Annotated in this window: 21 protein-coding genes and 1 other annotated feature; of the genes, 10 read left to right on the top strand and 11 right to left on the bottom strand. The window is 51.0% G+C overall.

Features of this window, described 5'->3' with window-relative positions; genetic code table 11:
• Window positions 1-415: 415 nt before the first annotated feature.
• The 3 genes from clpB to rluD all read right to left on the bottom strand — a co-directional run bounded on the left by clpB (window position 416) and on the right by rluD (window position 4,824).
• Window positions 416-2,989, bottom strand: coding sequence for an ATP-dependent chaperone ClpB (gene clpB, locus COO59_RS14505; protein WP_103060489.1), 2,574 nt, complete (start codon window positions 2,987-2,989; stop codon window positions 416-418).
• A gap of 126 nt (window positions 2,990-3,115) precedes the next feature.
• The gene (yfiH, locus tag COO59_RS14500; protein WP_103060488.1) at window positions 3,116-3,847 is read right to left on the bottom strand and encodes a purine nucleoside phosphorylase YfiH; all 732 of its coding nucleotides are present in this window, start codon (window positions 3,845-3,847) and stop codon (window positions 3,116-3,118) included.
• Window positions 3,844-4,824, bottom strand: a complete 981-nt coding sequence (rluD, locus tag COO59_RS14495) for a 23S rRNA pseudouridine(1911/1915/1917) synthase RluD (RefSeq protein WP_103060487.1) — start codon at window positions 4,822-4,824, stop codon at window positions 3,844-3,846. The genes yfiH and rluD overlap by 4 nt, the downstream gene beginning before the upstream one ends.
• A 132-nt stretch (window positions 4,825-4,956) precedes the next feature.
• Here rluD and bamD point away from each other — a divergent pair, with 132 nt between their 5' ends.
• The 5 genes from bamD to budC all read left to right on the top strand — a co-directional run bounded on the left by bamD (window position 4,957) and on the right by budC (window position 8,756).
• Window positions 4,957-5,688 carry an outer membrane protein assembly factor BamD gene (bamD, locus tag COO59_RS14490; RefSeq protein ID WP_103060486.1) on the top strand — a complete coding sequence of 244 codons (732 nt, stop codon included), beginning with the start codon at window positions 4,957-4,959 and terminating at the stop codon, window positions 5,686-5,688.
• A gap of 267 nt (window positions 5,689-5,955) precedes the next feature.
• Window positions 5,956-6,288 carry a ribosome-associated translation inhibitor RaiA gene (gene raiA / locus COO59_RS14485; RefSeq protein ID WP_103060485.1) on the top strand — a complete coding sequence of 111 codons (333 nt, stop codon included), beginning with the start codon at window positions 5,956-5,958 and terminating at the stop codon, window positions 6,286-6,288.
• 122 nt (window positions 6,289-6,410) lie between these two features.
• Window positions 6,411-6,537: a sequence feature (Phe leader region), on the top strand.
• Window positions 6,412-6,459: a hypothetical protein gene (locus COO59_RS21050; RefSeq protein ID WP_205960878.1), complete on the top strand. Its 48-nt coding sequence runs from the start codon at window positions 6,412-6,414 to the stop codon at window positions 6,457-6,459. (Overlaps the previous feature by 48 nt.)
• A 23-nt stretch (window positions 6,538-6,560) precedes the next feature.
• Complete coding sequence (gene pheA / locus COO59_RS14480) at window positions 6,561-7,721, top strand: bifunctional chorismate mutase/prephenate dehydratase (RefSeq protein WP_103060495.1); 1,161 nt, start codon at window positions 6,561-6,563, stop codon at window positions 7,719-7,721.
• A gap of 270 nt (window positions 7,722-7,991) precedes the next feature.
• A complete protein-coding gene (gene budC, locus COO59_RS14475; RefSeq protein WP_103060484.1) occupies window positions 7,992-8,756 on the top strand; it encodes a meso-2,3-butanediol dehydrogenase in 765 nt (254 codons plus the stop codon).
• Between the two features lie 59 nt (window positions 8,757-8,815).
• Here budC and tyrA read toward each other — a convergent pair whose 3' ends face one another.
• Window positions 8,816-9,937, bottom strand: coding sequence for a bifunctional chorismate mutase/prephenate dehydrogenase (tyrA, locus tag COO59_RS14470; protein WP_103060483.1), 1,122 nt, complete (start codon window positions 9,935-9,937; stop codon window positions 8,816-8,818).
• 6 nt (window positions 9,938-9,943) lie between these two features.
• Window positions 9,944-11,023 carry a 3-deoxy-7-phosphoheptulonate synthase gene (locus tag COO59_RS14465; RefSeq protein WP_103060482.1) on the bottom strand — a complete coding sequence of 360 codons (1,080 nt, stop codon included), beginning with the start codon at window positions 11,021-11,023 and terminating at the stop codon, window positions 9,944-9,946.
• Window positions 11,024-11,373: 350 nt separating this feature from the next.
• Here COO59_RS14465 and COO59_RS14460 point away from each other — a divergent pair, with 350 nt between their 5' ends.
• The 3 genes from COO59_RS14460 (at window position 11,374) to COO59_RS14450 (ending at window position 12,878) form a co-directional block, all read left to right on the top strand.
• A complete protein-coding gene (locus COO59_RS14460; protein ID WP_103060481.1) occupies window positions 11,374-11,904 on the top strand; it encodes a GNAT family N-acetyltransferase in 531 nt (176 codons plus the stop codon).
• A 381-nt stretch (window positions 11,905-12,285) separates the two neighbouring features.
• Window positions 12,286-12,540 carry a type II toxin-antitoxin system HicA family toxin gene (locus COO59_RS14455; protein WP_103060480.1) on the top strand — a complete coding sequence of 85 codons (255 nt, stop codon included), beginning with the start codon at window positions 12,286-12,288 and terminating at the stop codon, window positions 12,538-12,540.
• Entirely contained in the window at window positions 12,537-12,878 is a 342-nt protein-coding gene (locus COO59_RS14450) for a type II toxin-antitoxin system HicB family antitoxin (RefSeq protein ID WP_103060479.1), read from the top strand. Before COO59_RS14455 ends, COO59_RS14450 begins: the two co-directional genes overlap by 4 nt.
• A 198-nt stretch (window positions 12,879-13,076) precedes the next feature.
• Here the strand turns inward: COO59_RS14450 and rplS are convergent, their stop codons facing one another.
• The 5 genes from rplS to ffh all read right to left on the bottom strand — a co-directional run bounded on the left by rplS (window position 13,077) and on the right by ffh (window position 16,589).
• The gene (rplS, locus tag COO59_RS14445) at window positions 13,077-13,424 is read right to left on the bottom strand and encodes a 50S ribosomal protein L19 (protein ID WP_085070477.1); all 348 of its coding nucleotides are present in this window, start codon (window positions 13,422-13,424) and stop codon (window positions 13,077-13,079) included.
• Between the two features lie 42 nt (window positions 13,425-13,466).
• Complete coding sequence (trmD, locus tag COO59_RS14440; RefSeq protein ID WP_205960876.1) at window positions 13,467-14,231, bottom strand: tRNA (guanosine(37)-N1)-methyltransferase TrmD; 765 nt, start codon at window positions 14,229-14,231, stop codon at window positions 13,467-13,469.
• A gap of 35 nt (window positions 14,232-14,266) precedes the next feature.
• Window positions 14,267-14,815, bottom strand: a complete 549-nt coding sequence (rimM, locus tag COO59_RS14435) for a ribosome maturation factor RimM (RefSeq protein WP_103060477.1) — start codon at window positions 14,813-14,815, stop codon at window positions 14,267-14,269.
• A gap of 18 nt (window positions 14,816-14,833) precedes the next feature.
• On the bottom strand, window positions 14,834-15,082 hold the full coding sequence (gene rpsP / locus COO59_RS14430; RefSeq protein ID WP_033739514.1) for a 30S ribosomal protein S16: 249 nt from the start codon (window positions 15,080-15,082) through the stop codon (window positions 14,834-14,836).
• Window positions 15,083-15,227: 145 nt separating this feature from the next.
• Complete coding sequence (gene ffh, locus COO59_RS14425; RefSeq protein ID WP_103060476.1) at window positions 15,228-16,589, bottom strand: signal recognition particle protein; 1,362 nt, start codon at window positions 16,587-16,589, stop codon at window positions 15,228-15,230.
• Between the two features lie 164 nt (window positions 16,590-16,753).
• Between ffh and COO59_RS14420 the strand changes: the two genes are divergently transcribed.
• Both COO59_RS14420 and COO59_RS14415 read left to right on the top strand, forming a co-directional pair.
• On the top strand, window positions 16,754-17,542 hold the full coding sequence (locus tag COO59_RS14420) for a cytochrome C assembly family protein (protein WP_103060475.1): 789 nt from the start codon (window positions 16,754-16,756) through the stop codon (window positions 17,540-17,542).
• 19 nt (window positions 17,543-17,561) lie between these two features.
• Window positions 17,562-18,848: an HlyC/CorC family transporter gene (locus COO59_RS14415; RefSeq protein WP_103060474.1), complete on the top strand. Its 1,287-nt coding sequence runs from the start codon at window positions 17,562-17,564 to the stop codon at window positions 18,846-18,848.
• 48 nt (window positions 18,849-18,896) lie between these two features.
• Here the strand turns inward: COO59_RS14415 and luxS are convergent, their stop codons facing one another.
• Entirely contained in the window at window positions 18,897-19,415 is a 519-nt protein-coding gene (luxS, locus tag COO59_RS14410; RefSeq protein ID WP_103060473.1) for an S-ribosylhomocysteine lyase, read from the bottom strand.
• Between the last annotated feature and the right edge of the window lie 50 nt (window positions 19,416-19,465).

Raw genomic sequence — 19,465 nt, 5'->3', positions numbered from 1 at the left:
AACGTCGTAATGAATTACGTGTTCACTCTGAGACTTGATACTGCAATTAGTTTTGCGATATCCCGTCCGTGAGTGCCCACACAGATTGTCTGATAAATTGTTAAAGAGCGGTGCGACCGGCGTGTTGTGCCGTTGTCGCGAGGTGGCGTATATTACGCTTTCCTCTTTCAGAGTCAACCCCTTTTTCAGAAGTTTTTCTCCGGCGATTCAGTCTCTGCTGAACCGCTCAACACCGCGTGGCGTAAGCCGTTGTGCCGTGTCGATGGAGGCGCATTATAGGGAGTTCCTGAAACCTCGCAAGCGCTAATTGCAAAAAAAAATCCAACCGTTCATATTTCAAGCATGCTGTTTATAAACCGTGCAATCCGCTACCTGATAAAAGTAAAAATGGGCCTGACGGCCCATTTTTATTGTTTTACTGATGAGCGATGATTACGCCATCCCGAACGTCTATATCTATCGCTTTGCCCGGCACCAGCTTTCCTGACAGAATCTGCTGCGCCAGCGGGTTTTCTATCTGCTGCTGAATCGCACGTTTTAACGGCCGAGCCCCATATACCGGGTCATAACCGTTCTGCCCCAGCAGCTTCAATGCCTCTTCTGACATCTTCACCGTAAAGCCACGCTCTTCCAGACGCTTGTACAGCCGTTGCAGCTGGATATTAGCAATAGAAGCAATATGTTTTTCACCCAGCGGATGAAACACAACGACTTCATCAATACGGTTAATAAACTCTGGGCGGAAATGATGGCTAACCACTGACATCACCACATCCTTCATCGCACCATAATCCAGCTCGCCAAAGCGTTCCTGAATCAGATCGGAACCCAGGTTAGAGGTCATAATCACGACGGTATTGCGGAAATCAACGGTACGTCCCTGCCCGTCCGTCAGACGTCCGTCATCTAATACCTGCAACAGTATATTGAAGACGTCAGGATGCGCCTTTTCTACCTCATCCAGCAGAATGACAGAATAAGGGCGACGCCGTATGGCCTCGGTGAGGTAACCCCCTTCTTCATAACCCACATAGCCAGGGGGCGCTCCCACCAGCCGCGACACCGAGTGTTTTTCCATAAACTCCGACATGTCGATACGCACCATAGCGTCGTCACTGTCGAACAGGAAGTTAGCCAGCGCCTTGCACAGCTCCGTTTTACCTACCCCGGTTGGACCGAGGAACAGGAATGAACCAATCGGACGGTTCGGATCTGATAAACCAGCACGGCTGCGACGTATCGCATTTGAAACCGCTTCTACTGCTTCATTCTGGCCGATTACGCGCTGGTGCAAGTCTTGCTCCATACGCAGCAGTTTTTCACGTTCGCCTTCCATCATCCGGGCTACCGGTATGCCGGTCCAACGCGCCAGGACATCAGCAATCTCAACGTCCGTCACGCGATTACGCAGTAAGCGCATGGTTTTCCCTTCTGCCTGCGTGGCCGCCGCCAGCTGTTTTTCCAGCTCAGGGATTTTGCCATACTGCAGCTCTGACATACGGCCGAGATCGCCAGAGCGACGAGCTTGTTCCAGCGCAATTTTCGCCTGTTCCAGCTCCGCCTTAATAGTCTGGGTACCTGAGAGCGACGCTTTTTCCGCTTTCCACTCTTCTTCCAGCTCGGCGTATTCACGCTCTTTCTGATTGAGCTCATCTTCCAGCATATCAAGACGCTTCAGGCTGGCCTCATCCGACTCTTTCTTCAGCGCCTGCTGCTCCAGCTTCAGCTGGATAACGCGACGCTCCAGACGATCCAGCGCTTCGGGTTTTGAGTCGATTTGCAAACGGATACTGGAAGCGGCTTCATCAATCAGGTCGATCGCTTTATCCGGTAGCTGACGATCGGCAATATAACGATGCGACAGTGTGGCAGCAGCGACTATGGCCGGATCGGTAATTTGTACATGGTGATGCAGCTCATAACGCTCTTTCAGGCCACGCAAAATAGCGATGGTATCTTCAACGCTGGGTTGGGCAACAAACACTTTTTGAAAACGACGCTCCAGAGCGGCATCCTTTTCAATATACTGGCGATACTCATCAAGCGTGGTTGCGCCAACGCAGTGCAGTTCGCCACGCGCCAGAGCAGGCTTTAGCATGTTACCCGCATCCATAGCGCCATCGGCTTTACCCGCGCCGACCATGGTGTGCAGTTCATCGATAAACAGAATGACGTTGCCTTCCTGCTTAGAGAGATCGTTCAGCACCCCTTTCAGACGTTCTTCAAACTCACCGCGATACTTAGCGCCGGCAACCAGCGAGCCCATATCCAGCGCCAGTACCCGACGGCCTTTCAGCCCTTCAGGAACCTCACCGTTGACAATGCGCTGCGCCAACCCTTCAACAATAGCGGTTTTACCGACGCCAGGTTCCCCAATCAGCACCGGGTTATTTTTGGTGCGGCGCTGCAACACCTGAATAGTGCGGCGAATCTCTTCATCACGGCCAATAACCGGATCAAGCTTGCCCTGTTCGGCACGCTCGGTAAGATCGATGGTGTATTTTTTCAATGCCTGGCGCTGGTCTTCAGCCCCCTGATCGTTCACGCCTTCACCTCCACGCATTTGTTCGATAGCTTTTGTTAGCTTGTCGTTTGTTGCTCCGGCAGATTTTAATAAATCCGCCAGCGAACCGCGCGAATCAAGCGCAGCCAGAACAAATAACTCCGATGAAATAAAGTTGTCACCGCGCTTCTGCGCCAGCTTGTCGCACAGGTTAAGTACCCGCACCAGATCGGCAGAAGGTTGGACGTCGCCGTCAGCACCCTCTACCTGCGGCAGACGGCTGATAGCCTGTTCTACACCGTTACGTAATCCCCCAATATCCACCCCTGCCGTCGTCAGTAAAGGGCGCACAGTGCCGCCTTCCTGATTGAGCAAAGCGCTCATCAAGTGAAGAGGTTCAATGAATTGGTTATCGCGTCCGAGGGCGAGGGATTGAGCATCGGCGAGCGCAAGCTGAAATTTGTTAGTAAGACGATCCAGACGCATGATTCCTCCCAATACAGGTCAAAAATGCTACTGGAGATGAAATGAGGTCTGTCCTCAGATTTTCAAGTTCTTTGATCTGGATTATGGTGAAAAAAAGCGCACCCTGGATCGTCTTGTGGCGTAAGGTTATATCAGCCAGATCAAACTTGCCATACGGCCGGTAGTACCGCTGCGTCGCCAGGAGAAAAAATGAGCAGAATCATGCCAGGTACAGCGTCCGCCCCCGCTAACAGAGGTCACGCCCTGTGCGATTAGACGCTGGCGCGCCAGCAGCCACAGATCGGCATAAAATTTATCGCCAGCAGGACGAAAAGCGTCAGCCGCCGCCGGATCATGGGCCATAAACGCGGCTCTGACCTCAGGACCGATTTCAAATGCCTCTGGCCCTATTGCAGGCCCCAGCCAGGCATGAATTTCCTGAGGCGGAGCGGAAAACTGGCTGAGCGTATTTTCCAGCACGCCGGCGCTCAGCCCGCGCCAGCCCGCATGAGCCGCCGCGACCTCTTTACCATCAAAAGAACAGAAAAGCACCGGCAGGCAATCCGCCGTCATGACTGCGCAAACAGTCCCTGTCTGATTGCTCCAGACCGCATCAGCGCGATGCGTGGCAGGCTTCCGACCATCGAGACGAATCACCTCGGTGCCATGAACCTGCTCCAGCCAATAGGGCATCGCGGGCAAACCGGCTATTTCAACCAGACGCTGACGGTTAGCCTGAACCGCGGTTGGCAGGTCGCCAACGTGATAGCCCAGGTTAAGTGAATCCCAGGGTGCCTCGCTGACGCCGCCGGCGCGCATCGTGCTACAGGCTCGTACCGTCGCCGGTGCGGGCCAGTCAGGAACAATCAGATCGCTCACAGCCAGTCCAGCTGATCTTTAAACGCTTCAGTATCATCTTTCAGCGCATCAATCAGATCGACCATATCCTGCGGTAGCGGCGCATGCCATTCCATCTCAATGCCGGTAACCGGATGATAAAGCCGCAGCATAGTCGCGTGCAGAGCCTGACGATCAAAGCCGCGTAACGTAGCGATAAACGCATCAGACGCGCCTTTCGGCGGGCGAGGACGGCCGCCATACAGCGGATCGCCCACCAGCGGATGGTTAATATGCGACATATGCACACGAATCTGATGGGTTCGCCCGGTTTCCAGACGCAGACGCAGACGCGTATGCGCCCGGAAATGCTCCATTACCCGATAGTGCGTTACGGCGTGTTTCCCCATCGGATGAACGGCCATATGAGTACGCTTGGTTGAGTGACGGCTGATAGGTTCATCAACCACGCCGCCCGCGGTCATGTTGCCGATGGCGACCGCCTCATATTCACGCGTAATTTCACGCAGCTGCAGAGATTCAACCAGGTGCGTTTGCGCAGGGACGGTTTTTGCCACCACCATTAAGCCGGTTGTATCTTTATCAAGGCGATGGACAATGCCCGCGCGCGGTACGTCAGCAATGGCCGGATAATGATGTAACAGCGCATTAAGGACGGTACCATCCGGATTACCCGCTCCCGGATGCACGACGAGATCGCGCGGCTTGTTGATAACCAGAATATGTTCATCTTCGTAGACAATATTTAATGGAATATCCTGCGCTTCCCAGCGTGCTTCTTCTTCAATTTCGGCCTCTATTGCCACGGCTTCGCCGCCCAATACTTTTTCCTTCGGCGTGTCAACGATGTTACCGTTGACGCTCACACGACGATCGAGAATCCATTCTTTTATGCGCGAACGCGAATAATCAGGGAACAATTCCGCCAAAGACTGATCTAAGCGTTGTCCGAGTTGCGATTCGGAGACCGTTGCGGTGAGTTTTACTTGTTGTGCCATAAACAGCTTCTTCGTTAACGTTGGGTTTTCACGGCGATGCCGTTTAATATAATGTGCTATCGTACCTGGTCACTATCGGGAGCTTAATGGACAGCTTCCGCAATAACACACTCTGAGGATAATCAAATCGTCATGACGCGTATGAAATATCTGGTGGCTGCAGCCACGTTGAGCCTGGCTCTTGCGGGTTGTTCAAGCTCTAAGGATCAAGTGCCTGACAGTCCGCCTTCTGAGCTTTATGCAACGGCTCAGCAAAAACTGCAGGACGGTAACTTTAAAGGCGCAATAACGCAACTGGAAGCTCTGGATAACCGTTATCCATTTGGCCCTTACGCCCAACAAGTTCAGCTGGATCTGATCTACGCTTACTATAAAAACGCCGACCTGCCGATGGCTCAGGCGGCCATCGATCGCTTTATGCGCCTGAACCCGACACATCCGAACATCGATTATGTTCTGTATATGAAAGGCCTGACGGATATGGCGCTAGACGATTCCGCTCTGCAAGGCTTTTTCGGTATCGATCGCTCCGATCGCGATCCCGAACATGCGCGCGCTGCCTTCCGTGACTTTTCTCAGCTGTTACATAACTGGCCAAACAGTCAGTATGCCACCGATGCGCGCAAGCGCCTGGTCTATCTGAAAGACCGCCTGGCAAAATATGAGCTGTCCGTGGCGCAATTCTACACGAAACGCGAAGCCTATGTCGCGGTAGTCAATCGCGTTGAGCAAATGCTGAAAGATTATCCGGATACCCAGGCGACGCGCACCGCTCTGCCGCTGATGGAAAATGCCTATCGTAAGCTGCAACTCAATGCTCAGGCGGATAAAGTGGCGAAGCTCATCGCTACTAACCAGGCCTGAATTAGTTGCATAGCAAAAAAGCAGCCTGCAGGCTGCTTTTTTGTTTATAAAAACAGCAAGATTATTTTTATTCCCTGCTGTTAACTCATCAAGTCTGCCCTGAGACAGAACGTTCTACAAGGGGTTTCAGTACATTTACCGTAGCCCCTCACAGATTTCATTCCATTGACAAAAAGTGACAACTTAATGTGACATTCATCACAAAAATAACCTCTCTTCACGGTATGCTAAACTTACTACGACGGCAATGACAGAGAGGTAAACATGATGATCGTGAACATTACCAGCAAACAAATGGAAATCACCCCAGCTATCCGCCAGCATGTCGAAGACCGTCTCTCCAAGCTCGAAAAGTGGCAAACCCATCTGATAAATCCGCATATCGTTCTTTTAAAAGGGCCAAAAGGATACGTTGCTGATGCAACGATCAATACTCCTAACGGCCCGCTGGTAGCCAGCGCAGCCCATGAAGATATGTATGCCGCCATTAATGAGCTAATCAGTAAACTGGAACGTCAGCTGAACAAAGTTCAGCATAAAGGTGAAGCGCGCCGCGCCGCCGCCAGCGTGAAAGGTTTAACGCCCGTCGATGAAGTATAAACTTTAGCGCGCCCATGTTTGCTCTGGGCGCCATTGATTATATGACGCGCCTGCGGGCGCGTTTTTTATTGACAGTAGCAAAACGCTACGGTTACTTTAACGACATCCACAACAGCAGGTTATATGATGAAATTTCCGTTTTTCTTCGCTTTCTTTTTTACCTTCCCCTGATTAGGGAGGCGTTTCGTCGCAGAAAAAAGAAAGCGAAGACGAACAATAAAGCCTCCCACAACGGGGGGCTTTTTTATTATGGACATCTGACAGGTAACGCTATGAAATCGGAAAATCCGTTGTTGGCCCTGCGCGATAAAATCAGCGCCATTGATGAAAAATTGCTGGGTTTGCTCACTGAAAGGCGGACGCTGGCGATTGAAGTCGCTAAAGCTAAAATGGCTACGCATCGTCCGGTGCGCGATATCGATCGTGAACGCGATTTGCTGGAGCGATTAATTACTCTCGGCAAAAGCCACCAGCTGGATGCCCATTTTATTACCCGCCTGTTTCAACTGATTATCGAAGATTCTGTTCTTACCCAACAGGCGCTGCTGCAAAAGCACCTGAACCAGACCAATCAACAATCAGCGCGTATTGCGTTTCTCGGCCCGAAAGGGTCCTATTCTCATCTGGCAGCGCGTAAGTACGGCGCACGCCATTTCGAAAACGTGTTTGAAAGCGGCTGTCAAAAATTTCAGGACATTATTCAGGAAGTAGAAAGCGGCCAGGCTGATTACGCAGTCCTGCCGATAGAGAATACCAGCTCTGGCTCAATTAATGAGGTTTACGATCTCCTGCAGCAAACCAGTCTGTCGATTGTCGGTGAAATGACGGTTCCTATCGATCACTGCGTTCTGGTTACCGGCTCTACGGATTTACAGCAAATCGAAACGGTTTACAGCCATCCGCAGCCATTCCAGCAGTGCAGCCAGTTTATTAACCGTTTCCCTCACTGGAAGATTGAGTACACCGAAAGCACCGCTGCAGCTATGGAAAAAGTGGCGGCGCTTAATTCACCTAAAGTAGCCGCATTAGGCAGCGAAGCTGGCGGCGAACTTTATCATCTGCAGGTTCTGGAACGTCATCTGGCGAATCAGCAACAAAATATCACCCGCTTTATTATTCTGGCTCGTAAGCCTGTTGACGTTTCTGAACAGGTACCGGCTAAAACCACCTTGATTATGGCTACCGGACAGCAATCCGGCGCGCTGGTTGAAGCTCTGCTGGTGTTGCGCCAGCACAACCTTATCATGAGCAAGCTGGAGTCCCGGCCTATCAACGGCAATCCGTGGGAAGAGATGTTTTATCTGGATGTGCAGGGTAACCTACGCACAAATGAAATGCAGCAGACGCTACAGGAGCTGCGTGCCATTACCCGTTCATTAAAAGTGTTAGGCTGCTATCCCGGCGAGAATATTGTGCCGGTCGATCCGCAGTAACAGCAGACGTTGAGCCGGGCGGGCGCTTACCGTCCGGCTTCATGTATACCGGCCCCGCAACCGCCTGAAACCTCGCCGTAATTCCCTTGCTTTTGAGCCATCCTGGCAATAAGAGCCCGCCATTCATATTTGTTAAGACTTAAAATTGTTTTATAAACAATCCATTAAACTCTGTATCCCCTTTACTTGCTGACTAGCCAAAACCTTATGCCAGGCTTAACAGGCTGCTAATCATCGGGATTAGCGAGTTATCAGTAACAAGGAGGCAAAATGGATCGCTTCAGTAACAAAGTCGTTGTGGTTACCGGTGCAGGCTCAGGTATTGGTGCAGCAAGCGCCAGACGCTTTGCGGAAGAAGGCGCTAATGTAGTGCTGACAGGACGTACCCGGGAAAAACTGAATAACACATTTGCCACGCTCAAAGCGGGAAATCATCTGGTTGTCGTTACCGACGTTTCGAAACGGGAAGACGTAGAGGCCCTGACGGAGCAGGTACGCCATCATTACGGCCATGCGGATGTGCTGATTAATAATGCCGGTGTGCATGCATCAGGAAAAATTCATCAAGCCAGCGATGAAGAGTGGAAAAAAGTCATGTCTACCGACCTTGATGGCGTTTTCTACTGCACTCGCGCTTTCATGCCAATGCTGCTGGAAAGCGGCGGCAACATTATCAACATCTCTTCCGTGTCCGGGCTGGGCGGCGACTGGGGGATGAGCATTTATAATGCCGCTAAAGGTGCCGTTACTAACTTCACGCGTGCGCTGGCAATGGATTACGGTAAAGATGGCGTACGGGTAAATGCAATTTGTCCAGGCCTGACCATCACCGATATGACCAAAGAGATGCAGAACAATGCCCAGCTGATGGCGAAGTTTAACGAACGTATTGCGCTTGGACGTCCGGGCAAAGCGGAAGATATCGCCGCCGCCATCGCTTTTCTGGCCAGCGACGATGCCCGCTATATTACCGGCGTTAACCTGCCGGTTGACGGCGGAATTACCGCTTCCAATGGACAGCCGCCGCAGGCATAAAAAGAAAAAAGCCCGTTATCAAGACGGGCTTTAATTTGTACGCTTTCAGAGTAGCCCGGTTAAACCCGATTGTCGTTGGCTGAGCGCAGCAGCGAACGGCTCTCCAGCATAAAGCGCGGCGCATAATCCCCAAACCACTGCTCTACTTTACGGAAGCTATCAATAAAGCCCTGTTTATCACTCCGCTCCAGTAAGGCGATCGCTTCACCGAAACGCTGATAGTAACGCTTAATCAATGCCAGATTACTTTCAGAAGACATGATAATGTCGGCATAAAGCTGCGGATCTTGTGCGAACAGACGCCCCACCATAGCCAGCTCCAGCCGGTAGATCGGTGACGAGAGCGCCAGCAGCTGCTCAAGCTGTACATTTTCCTCAGCAAGATGTAAGCCGTAAGCAAAGGTAGCAAAATGGCGTAGCGCCTGTATAAAGGCCATATTTTGATCGTGTTCAGCGGCGCTGATGCGGTGTAACCGTGCGCCCCATACCTGAATTTGCTCAAGGAACCACTGATAAGCCTCTGGCTGACGACCATCACACCACACCACAACCTGTTTCGCCAGGCTGCCGCTGTCCGGACCAAACATGGGATGTAGCCCTAATACCGGCCCTGAATGCGCGGCCAGCATCGCCTGCAGCGGCCGATTTTTTACCGAGGCAATATCCACCAGAATGCAATCGTCCGGTAACGGGGGCAGCTGGGCGATCACCTGTTCTGTCAGATGTATAGGTACGCTAACGATAACCATCCCCGCATCCTGCAGCAATAACGGCGCCTGTTCCCATTCATCCTTATCAAGGATTTTTACCTGATAGCCGGAGAGCGTCAGCATTTTTTCAAACAGTTGGCCCATTCGCCCTTTGCCGCCCACGATAACTACCGATCGCAGTTCAGGACAGAGCGTTTTAAAGCCTTTATCATTTTCGCTGGAATAAGATTCCCGCATGACGCGACGTAACACGTCTTCAATCAAGTCGGGCGGCACACCGAGCGCCTCCGCTTCTTTACGACGCGAAGCCAGCATGGTCGCTTCACGCTCAGGCACATAAATCGGCAAGCCATAACGGCTTTTTACTTCCCCGACTTCGGCAACCAGCTGCAGTCGTTTAGCCAGTAAATCGAGCAGCGCCTTATCCACTTCATCAATTTGATCGCGCAGCGCGTTCAGTTCAGCCACCATCTTATCTTAACTCCCCTGCGACAAACGCACCGCCAGCACGCCGCTTAGATCCCGATGGATGCGTTGTAATAGCTGCGCGGTAGTTTCCCAGCTAATGCAGGCATCGGTAACCGACACGCCATAACGCATTTCGCTACGCGGCTGCTCAGAAGACTGGCTACCTTCATGAATATGGCTTTCCAGCATCAGGCCAATAATGGCGCGGTTACCGTCTCTAATCTGCGCAACGGCGGATTCAGCAACGCCGGGCTGGCGGCGATAGTCTTTATTTGAATTACCGTGGCTGCAATCTATCATCAACGCCGGACGTAATCCCGCTTTCAGCATCTCGTTTTCGCACTGTTCAACATCTGCCGGGCTGTAATTAGGGGTTTTGCCGCCACGCAAAATGACATGCCCATCCGGGTTGCCCTGCGTCTGAAGGAGACAGACCTGACCCGCCTGATTAATCCCAACAAAACGGTGCGGCATGGCAGCGGCGCGCATGGCGTTAATAGCGGTGCCCAGGCTACCGTCAGTGCCGTTCTTAAAGCCAACCGGCATTGACAGACCGGAAGCCATTTCACGATGGGTTTGTGATTCAGTAGTACGCGCACCGATAGCAGCCCAGCTAAAAAGATCGCCCAGGTATTGCGGGCTGTTTGGATCAAGCGCTTCAGTAGCTAACGGCAGCCCCATTTCGACCAGATTCACCAGCAGCTGCCGGGCAATATGCAGACCCGCTTCCACATCGAAAGAGTTATCCATGTAAGGATCGTTAATCAACCCTTTCCAGCCAACGGTAGTACGCGGTTTTTCAAAATAGACGCGCATGACGATATACAGCTGATCCTTCAGCTGCTCAGAAAGATCTTTTAATTGACGAGCATAGGCGAGCGCTGCTTCAGGATCGTGAACAGAACAGGGACCACATACCACTAACAGTCGGTGATCCCGACCGGCAATGATGTTGGAGATAGTTTGCCGCGCAGTGGCAACCTGAGCCTCAAGCTGCGCGTTTAACGGAAACTTTTCTTTAAGCTGTTCCGGGGTAATCAAAACCTGCTCTTCGGTGATATGGACATTATTCAGCGCATCTTTCTGCATGTTGGCGATCCTCGTTCTGGCCTTTTCGTCATTGCGGTGAGGAAAACAATGTAACACAACGAATACAGTACATCATCTGTATGTACATAATTTTTTACCACGCAAAGCATCTCTTTTCTTAATTTTAGATAACTAACTAATTTTAATGTTATTTTTGATAATTATCGTTAACGAGATACTTTTATTATATGTATAAAAAAGTTTACATTAGAATTAATCGTTGCACTTAAAAAACGTTAAGCCGATCCGGGCTATTGCACAAAAGTTAAGTAACAATACTTTTTTAACAATCTCTTATGACAATCCGGTTTTACCCTGGCTGCTAAGTAAAACGCTTTCACGGAGACAATATGGAAATTTATCTACGCCCAATGCTGGCCGCTGACGCCGCTGATTACGCTGCGGCTATTAATGAGTCGCTCTTTTCGCTACAGCCGTGGATGTCCTGGGCGCATGAAAATTATCAGCCTGAAGAAGCCGTTGAATGGTTTCGCCTGATTGATCGGCAGCGAGAAAAAGGCGAAGCGAATGAAATGGGCATTTTCGCCGCCAGCGACGATCGCTTTCTTGGCGCCGCCGGGATCCGTTACAGACAAACGCCAGAGGAAAACAGCGCGATAGGTTACTGGGTACGTCAGAAAGAGCAGCGCAAGGGCATTGCTCATCAGGCGGTCATGCAGCTGGCCAGGGAAGGTTTTCGTCGCCCTGAAATTAATATTATTGAGATTTTAGCGGCTGAAGATAACCATGCCAGCCGTGCCGTCGCGCTGAGCTGCGGCGCGCGGTTAATCGGCCTGCGCTATGGTCTGATTGTGATGGATCAGGGGCCCGTCACCGCCGCAATCTATCATCTGCGTCGTGAAGATTTTTTGCAGCGTTAAGCCATCGGACTTATTAGCGAAAACAAAAAAAGGGCCAGCATTACGCTAACCCCTTTATTGCTATTAACTTTAAGATGTCGCTTACGCGAGTTCTTAGTTAAGACGTTTTTATGAAAATCGCCACGGGTTTAACAGACACCTCAGAGCCATTTAAAATGGCTTAAAAAGAGGGTGTCCATGAGCGGTAAACGTTATCCCGAAGAATTCAAAATTGAAGCGGTTAAACAGGGCGAGACATAATCAAGGGGCAGCAACTGAAAAGAAGCCGCAAAAGCGGATAGATGAATGCACAGAATATTTAGCCAAAGTCTCTATTTATGACACCAATAAGTGACACTATAAAATATTTCAAATGGTGTCATAAAGTGATACTATGAATCCATGAACAAACGACACCAAAAAACGCTGTCAGATGTGTTCGCCCGGCCGGTAAGTGGCTCGATAAAATGGGGTGATATAGAGTCTCTCTTTATTGCTCTCGGTGCGGAAGTTCACGAAAGGGAAGGTTCAAGGATTGCGGTACTGCTGAAAGGACAAAAGAAGATCTTTCACAGGCCACACCCCAGACCGACCACTGACAAGGGGGCGGTTAACTCCATTCGTATATGGCTCGATAGCTTAGGAATCAAACCATGAATAATACACTTAAAATCGACGGCCACGTGGCCGTCATCACTTTTGACCCTGAGATCGAAATGTTTCGCGGGGAATTTGTCGGCCTGAATGGTGGGGCTGATTTTTATGCTTACAGCGTGGAAGACTTGAAAAAAGAGGGGGCGATCTCCCTGGCAGTTTTTCTTGATGAATGCCGTAACGATGGGATTGAACCTTATAAAACCTTCAGCGGCAAAGTTACTACTCGCTTGACACCTGAACGCCATCAGGCTCTTGCAGTGACCGCACAAGCGCACGGCGTGTCTATCAATGAGCTGCTTAATGAAGGGGTTGATCTCGTCATTGAAAAGCATTCGTGATATTCGACAGCGTTGATAACAAGCGGCCTTAACAGGCCGCTAGCCCGCGAAAACGGTTTTTTTATTTTTAAGTGGGCATCCGTGGACACTGGTACGATTCTGCGTGGGCAATATGTGGGCTCAATAACAAAAAAAGGGGCCAGCATTACGCTAACCCCTTGTTCTTTATTAACTTTTATGGACGACGCGAGCCGTTTATCAGTTAAGACGCTCTTTGATACGAGCTGCTTTACCAGTACGCTCACGCAGGTAGTACAGTTTCGCTTTACGCACGGCACCACGACGTTTCACGGTGATGCTGTCAATGACCGGTGAGTGAGTCTGGAATACACGCTCAACACCTTCGCCATTGGAAATTTTGCGAACAGTGAATGCAGAGTGCAGACCGCGGTTACGAATAGCGATAACCACGCCCTCGAATGCCTGCAGACGCTTTTTAGAACCTTCAACGACCCATACTTTCACTTCCACGGAATCACCCGGACGGAAAGAAGGTACGTCCTGCTTCATCTGCTCTTGTTCGATTTGCTTGATAATGTTGCTCATAATTAAATCTCTTATCCTGGGTAAACTGATCTTATCGGAAGGCTAGCCTTCCGCATCATAGTTTTGTTGCGCATTGAATTCCTGCTGGAACTCGCTAAGCAACTTTGCTTGCTCTTCAGTCAGAGCCAGGTTTTCCAGAAGTTCAGGTCTTCTAAGCCAGGTACGGCCAAGCGACTGTTTCAGGCGCCAGCGGCGAATATCAGCATGGTTGCCCGACAGTAATACTGACGGAACCTCCAGCCCTTCCAACACTTCAGGGCGGGTATAATGTGGACAGTCCAGCAAGCCCTCAGAAAACGAATCTTCTTCAGCTGACGCCTGCTTGCCCAGCACACCAGGTATAAACCGGGCGACAGAGTCAATCAACGTCATGGCTGGTAGCTCTCCACCGCTGAGTACGTAATCCCCAATCGACCATTCTTCATCGATCTCAGTCTGGATCACGCGCTCATCGATCCCTTCATAGCGTCCGCAGACCAGAATTAGCTTCTGCTGCGTCGCCAGTTCGCAAACCCCATCTTGATCGAGTTTGCGCCCCTGAGGCGACAGATAAATCACCTTAGCACCCTCTCCCGCCGCCGCTTTCGCTGCGTGGATGGCATCCCGTAAAGGTTGTACCATCATCAGCATCCCCGGACCGCCGCCATAAGGACGATCGTCCACGGTGCGATGCCGGTCGTGCGTGAAGTCACGCGGACTCCAGCTTTGGACGCTGAGCAGGCCATTTTTTACTGCCCGGCCAGTTACCCCGTAGTCGGTAATAGCGCGAAACATCTCTGGAAACAGGCTGATTACACCAATCCACATAGAGTGCGCCGTTGAATTACCGTTTTGTTCGGAGGTCAAAAACCAGGATCCCAATCTACTTCAATGGTGCCGGTAGTGAGATCGACTTTCTTGATAACCTGTTCATCAAGAAACGGAATTAACCGTTCTTTCACACCGAACGCATCTTTCAGGTTTGCCTTAACGACCAGTACGTCGTTTGAACCGGTTTCCATCAAATCAATGACTTTACCCATTTCGTAGCCGTCAACGGTAACTACCTTGCAACCCATCAGGTCTTTCCAGTAGTAATCACCTTCTCCCAGCTCCGGCAACTGCGTGGAGTCGACTAAAATTTCACAGTTAGTCAACTGGGCCGCCGCATCACGATCGTCAATGCCTTTGACCTTGATGATGATGTCCTGATTGTGGTGCTTCCAGCTTTCCAGCTCAACCTGCTGCCATTTACCGGCGCGCTGAATGAACCAGGGCTGATAGTTAAAGATGCTGTCGGCATCTTCGGTGGAAGAAAACACTTTGAGCCAACCCCGAATGCCGTAGGCCGCTCCCATTTTTCCCAGGGTAACGGGATTAACGGGAGGCTGTGTGGCGAGTTGTTTGCTCATGCTAACCACCGTGACAGATTAAGCTGCTTTCTTAGCTTCTTTGATCAGCGCGTTAACGCGATCGGACAGCGTAGCGCCCTGGCCAACCCAGTGCTCAATACGGTCCAGGTCCAGACGCAGTGCTTCAGCCTGACCAGATGCGATCGGGTTGAAGAAGCCTACACGCTCAATGAAACGACCATTGCGTGCGTTGCGGCTGTCAGTAACGACAACCTGATAGAACGGACGCTTTTTCGCGCCGTGACGTGCCAAACGAATTGTTACCATAACATCCTCTTCAGTTAATAAAACAACCGGGCCCCATCGAGGAACGGGGCCCGGGTGTCGTATAAAAAGCCCGAAAATTTTACTCATTTTGGCGCAAAAAGCAATCTAAACTGAGCAAGCCGTCGGGACTTTACAATGAAACGGCTTAACGCCCCGGAAAGCCCGGTGGCATCATGCCTTTCATACCGCGCAGCATTTTCGCCATGCCGCCCTTTTTCATCTTTTTCATCATGCGCTGCATATCGTCGAATTGCTTCAGCAGACGGTTAACATCCTGCACCTGCATACCAGAGCCAGCGGCGATACGGCGTTTACGTGAACCTTTGATAATCTCAGGTTTTTCACGCTCTTTGCGCGTCATGGAATTGATCATCGCCTCCATGCGCACCAGCACTTTGTCATCCATCTGCGACTTAACGTTATCCGGCAGCTGCCCCATTCCGGGAAGTTTTCCCATCAGGCTGGCCATACCGCCCATATTGCGCATCTGCTTCAGCTGTTCCAGAAAATCATTCAGGTCAAAGCCGTCGCCTTTCTTCAGCTTATTCGCCAGCTTTTCAGCCTGGGCGCGGTCAACCTTACTTTCAATATCTTCGATAAGCGACAGCACGTCGCCCATGCCGAGAATACGTGACGCCAGACGATCGGGATAAAACGGCTCCAGCGCGTCGGTCTTTTCACCGACGCCCATAAACTTAATCGGCTTGCCGGTGATATGACGAATTGAAAGCGCGGCGCCGCCACGTGCGTCGCCGTCAACCTTGGTTAAAATTACGCCGGTTAACGGCAGCGCCTCATTAAACGCCTTTGCCGTATTCGCCGCATCCTGACCGGTCATAGCATCGACCACAAACAGCGTTTCCACCGGATTAATCGCGGCGTGCACCTGTTTGATCTCGTCCATCATCGCTTCATCAACATGCAGACGACCGGCGGTATCCACCAGCAGCACGTCGTAGAATTTAAGCTTTGCTTCTTTTAGCGCGTTGTTAACAATATCAACCGGCTTCTGGCTCAGGTCGGACGGACAAAAATCTACGCCCACCTGCTGCGCCAGCGTTTCCAGCTGCCTGATCGCCGCCGGACGATAGACGTCGGCAGAAACAACCAGCACTTTTTTCTTATGCTTCTCACGCAGGAATTTACCGAGCTTACCGACGCTGGTCGTTTTACCCGCACCCTGCAGGCCAGCCATCAGCACGACGGCCGGCGGCTGCGCGGCCAGGTTAAGCGCATGGTTTTCAGAACCCATCGCCTCAATCAGCTCATTGCGCACAATCTTGATAAATTCCTGACCCGGCGTCAGGCTTTTATTCACTTCGTGCCCAACCGCGCGCTCTTTTACGCGGTTAATAAATTCACGTACTACCGGCAGCGCAACGTCCGCCTCCAGCAGAGCCATGCGCACTTCGCGCAGGGTTTCTTTGACGTTCTCTTCGGTCAGCCTTCCGCGGCCGCTGATATTGCGCAGGGTTTGCGACAATCGATCGGTTAAATTATCAAACATTGTCTCTCGCTCAAGATAAAACAGAGCCGCCTGGGCGACACAATGTGGCGGATTATAACACGAAGCATTGGCGATCTCTGCTATCGACAATGAGAACGTTTGGAGCAAACTCTGGCTGGCGCTATACTGCGTTTTTCTTCATCTTTTCGATATCTGACCATTCTATGTCTGCTTTTGCGATTCTGGCGCTCTTTGCCTACTCATTTAGCCTTGCCCTGATCATTCCCAGCCTGCTGCGGAATAACGACGCCTGGCGACGCATGGCCGTGCTGTCGGCAACGCTGGCGCTGGTGGCGCATATGGTGGCGCTACAGCAGCGCATCTTCGTCAATGGGGCGCAAAACCTTAGCCTGCTGAACATCGGTTCGCTGGTAAGCTTGCTGATCTGCATTATTATGACCATTGTCGCCTCACGTAACCGTGGCTGGCTGCTGCTGCCGATTGTGTATAGCTTTGCGCTCATCAATCTTGCCTTTGCGACCTTTGTGCCGAATACGTTTATTACGCACCTGGAAACCACGCCCGGCATGATGATCCATATCGGACTGGCGCTCTTTGCCTACGCCACGCTGATTATCGCCGCGTTATATGCGCTGCAGCTGGCGTGGATCGATTATCAGCTGAAAAATAAGCGGTTAGCCTTTAGTAACGACGTTCCGCCGCTGATGACGATTGAACGCAAAATGTTTCATATTACGCAGGTTGGCGTCGTGCTGCTGACGCTGGTTCTCTGTACCGGCCTGTTTTATATGAAAGATCTCTTCTCGCCAGAGAACATAGACAAAGCCGTACTGTCGGTTTTGGCCTGGTTTGTTTATATCGTTTTGCTCTGGGGACACTATCATGAAGGCTGGCGTGGACGCCGCGTCGTCTGGTTTAACTGTGGCGGTGCGTTGCTGTTGACCATGTCTTACTTCGGCAGCCGCATACTACAGCACCTGCTTACCCACTGATTTATACAAGGATTTCGCGTTGGAACACGTTTCAACCACCACACTGATTATTACGCTGGTTGTGATGATTCTGGTCTCGGCCTACTTTTCCGGCTCCGAGACCGGCATGATGACTCTTAACCGCTATCGGCTGCGTCATAAAGCGAAAAGCGGCAACCGCAGCGCACGTCGCGTCGAAAAATTGCTGCGGCGACCGGACCGTTTGATAAGCCTGGTGTTGATCGGCAATAACCTGGTCAACATTCTCGCCTCGTCGCTGGCGACTATCGTTGGGATGCGCCTGTACGGCAACGCAGGTGTAGCCATTGCTACCGGCGTGCTGACGTTTGCGGTATTGATTTTCGCTGAAGTTTTGCCGAAAACCATTGCCGCCCTTTATCCGGAAAAAGTCGCTTATCCCAGCAGCCTGCTCCTTGGCCCGCTGCAGATCATCATGATGCCGCTGGTATGGCTGTTAAATACCATTACCCGCCTACTGATGCGTATGGTTGGCATCAAAGCCGACGGTTCAATTAGCTCAGCGTTGAATAAAGATGAGCTGCGCACCATCGTTTATGAGTCCCGTTCGCTGATGTCGCGCCGTCATCAGGAGATGCTGTTGTCGGTACTGGATCTGGAAAAGGTAAACGTTGATGACATCATGGTGCCGCGTAATGAAATCGTCGGTATCAATATCAACGATGACTGGAAATCCATCGAACGTCAGGTTTCACACTCTCCTCATGGACGTATCGTATTATTCCGCGACTCGCTGGATGATGCCGTTGCCATGCTGCGCGTACGCGAAGCGTGGCGCATGGTCTCCGAGAAAAAAGAATTTACTAAAGAGAACCTGCTGCGCGCTGCCGATGAAATCTACTACGTGCCGGAAGATACGCCGCTTAACGTGCAGCTGGTTAAGTTTCAGCGCAATAAGAAAAAAGTTGGGCTGGTGGTGAATGAGTATGGCGATATTAAAGGGCTGGTTACCATTGAAGATATTCTGGAGGAAATTGTTGGTGATTTTACAACCTCAATGTCTCCTTCGCTGGCTGAAGAAGTCATGCCGCAGAGCGATGGCTCGGTATTGATTGAAGGCACCGCTAACGTGCGGGAAATCAATAAAGCGTTTAACTGGCATTTACCGCAGGAAGAAGCGCGTACGGTCAACGGCATGTTGCTGGAAGAACTCGAAGAGATCCCCCAGGCAGGCACGCGCATCCAGATACAGAACTACGCTATCGATATTCTTGACGTGCAGGATAATATGGTGAAGCAGGTAAGGGTAACGCCGCAACAGCCACTGAAATCCAGTATCGGCTCTTAATCAGCCGTAAAAAAAGGCCGCATTTGCGGCCTTTTTTATGCTGCATACTTAGTGAATTTCCAGCTCTTTCAGCTTATCTTTCGGCAGCACCAGCTCATCGTTATGGTTAACGCGTACGTCATGCTCAATGATATGACGAGCAATATCTTTGGCCTCATCCAGCGAGTGCATCTGATAAGTACCGCACTGATATTCGTTCAGTTCCGGGATCTGATTCTGATCGTTGACCTTCAGCACATCATTCATCGCCGCTTTCCATGAATCGGCAACGCGCTGCTCGGAAGGCGTACCGAGCAGGCTCATATAAAAGCCGGTGCGGCATCCCATCGGAGAGATATCAATAATTTCTACGCCGTCACCGTTCAGATGGTTACGCATAAACCCTGCGAACAGATGCTCAAGCGTATGGATACCGCGTTCCGGCATCACTTCTTTATTTGGCACGCAGAAACGCAGGTCAAATACCGTGATGGTATCGCCATGAGGGGTATTCATGGTTTTGGCTACACGTACTGCCGGTGCGGCCATACGAGTATGATCAACGGTAAAACTGTCCAGTAATGGCATATTGTTACCTCAGCTAAAATTTTTTTTGTGAACGATGAAACTTTTCTGTT

It is taken from the genome of Mixta theicola, from assembly GCF_002895925.1.
Lineage (GTDB): Bacteria > Pseudomonadota > Gammaproteobacteria > Enterobacterales > Enterobacteriaceae > Mixta > Mixta theicola.
Note: the sequence above shows the minus strand (reverse complement) of the source record. Positions and strands in the feature narration are given on the sequence as shown.

Excerpts from the sequence above, each read along its gene's own strand:
- clpB (WP_103060489.1), bottom strand. The coding sequence starts at position 2,989 with ATGCGTCTGGATCGTCTTACTAACAAATTTCAGCTTGCGCTCGCCGAT.
- rluD (WP_103060487.1), bottom strand. The coding sequence starts at position 4,824 with ATGGCACAACAAGTAAAACTCACCGCAACGGTCTCCGAATCGCAACTC.
- bamD (WP_103060486.1), top strand. The coding sequence starts at position 4,957 with ATGACGCGTATGAAATATCTGGTGGCTGCAGCCACGTTGAGCCTGGCT.
- raiA (WP_103060485.1), top strand. The coding sequence starts at position 5,956 with ATGATCGTGAACATTACCAGCAAACAAATGGAAATCACCCCAGCTATC.
- pheA (WP_103060495.1), top strand. The coding sequence starts at position 6,561 with ATGAAATCGGAAAATCCGTTGTTGGCCCTGCGCGATAAAATCAGCGCC.
- budC (WP_103060484.1), top strand. The coding sequence starts at position 7,992 with ATGGATCGCTTCAGTAACAAAGTCGTTGTGGTTACCGGTGCAGGCTCA.
- tyrA (WP_103060483.1), bottom strand. The coding sequence starts at position 9,937 with ATGGTGGCTGAACTGAACGCGCTGCGCGATCAAATTGATGAAGTGGAT.
- COO59_RS14465 (WP_103060482.1), bottom strand. The coding sequence starts at position 11,023 with ATGCAGAAAGATGCGCTGAATAATGTCCATATCACCGAAGAGCAGGTT.
- COO59_RS14460 (WP_103060481.1), top strand. The coding sequence starts at position 11,374 with ATGGAAATTTATCTACGCCCAATGCTGGCCGCTGACGCCGCTGATTAC.
- COO59_RS14455 (WP_103060480.1), top strand. The coding sequence starts at position 12,286 with ATGAACAAACGACACCAAAAAACGCTGTCAGATGTGTTCGCCCGGCCG.
- COO59_RS14450 (WP_103060479.1), top strand. The coding sequence starts at position 12,537 with ATGAATAATACACTTAAAATCGACGGCCACGTGGCCGTCATCACTTTT.
- rplS (WP_085070477.1), bottom strand. The coding sequence starts at position 13,424 with ATGAGCAACATTATCAAGCAAATCGAACAAGAGCAGATGAAGCAGGAC.
- trmD (WP_205960876.1), bottom strand. The coding sequence starts at position 14,231 with ATGTGGATTGGTGTAATCAGCCTGTTTCCAGAGATGTTTCGCGCTATT.
- rimM (WP_103060477.1), bottom strand. The coding sequence starts at position 14,815 with ATGAGCAAACAACTCGCCACACAGCCTCCCGTTAATCCCGTTACCCTG.
- rpsP (WP_033739514.1), bottom strand. The coding sequence starts at position 15,082 with ATGGTAACAATTCGTTTGGCACGTCACGGCGCGAAAAAGCGTCCGTTC.
- ffh (WP_103060476.1), bottom strand. The coding sequence starts at position 16,589 with ATGTTTGATAATTTAACCGATCGATTGTCGCAAACCCTGCGCAATATC.
- COO59_RS14420 (WP_103060475.1), top strand. The coding sequence starts at position 16,754 with ATGTCTGCTTTTGCGATTCTGGCGCTCTTTGCCTACTCATTTAGCCTT.
- luxS (WP_103060473.1), bottom strand. The coding sequence starts at position 19,415 with ATGCCATTACTGGACAGTTTTACCGTTGATCATACTCGTATGGCCGCA.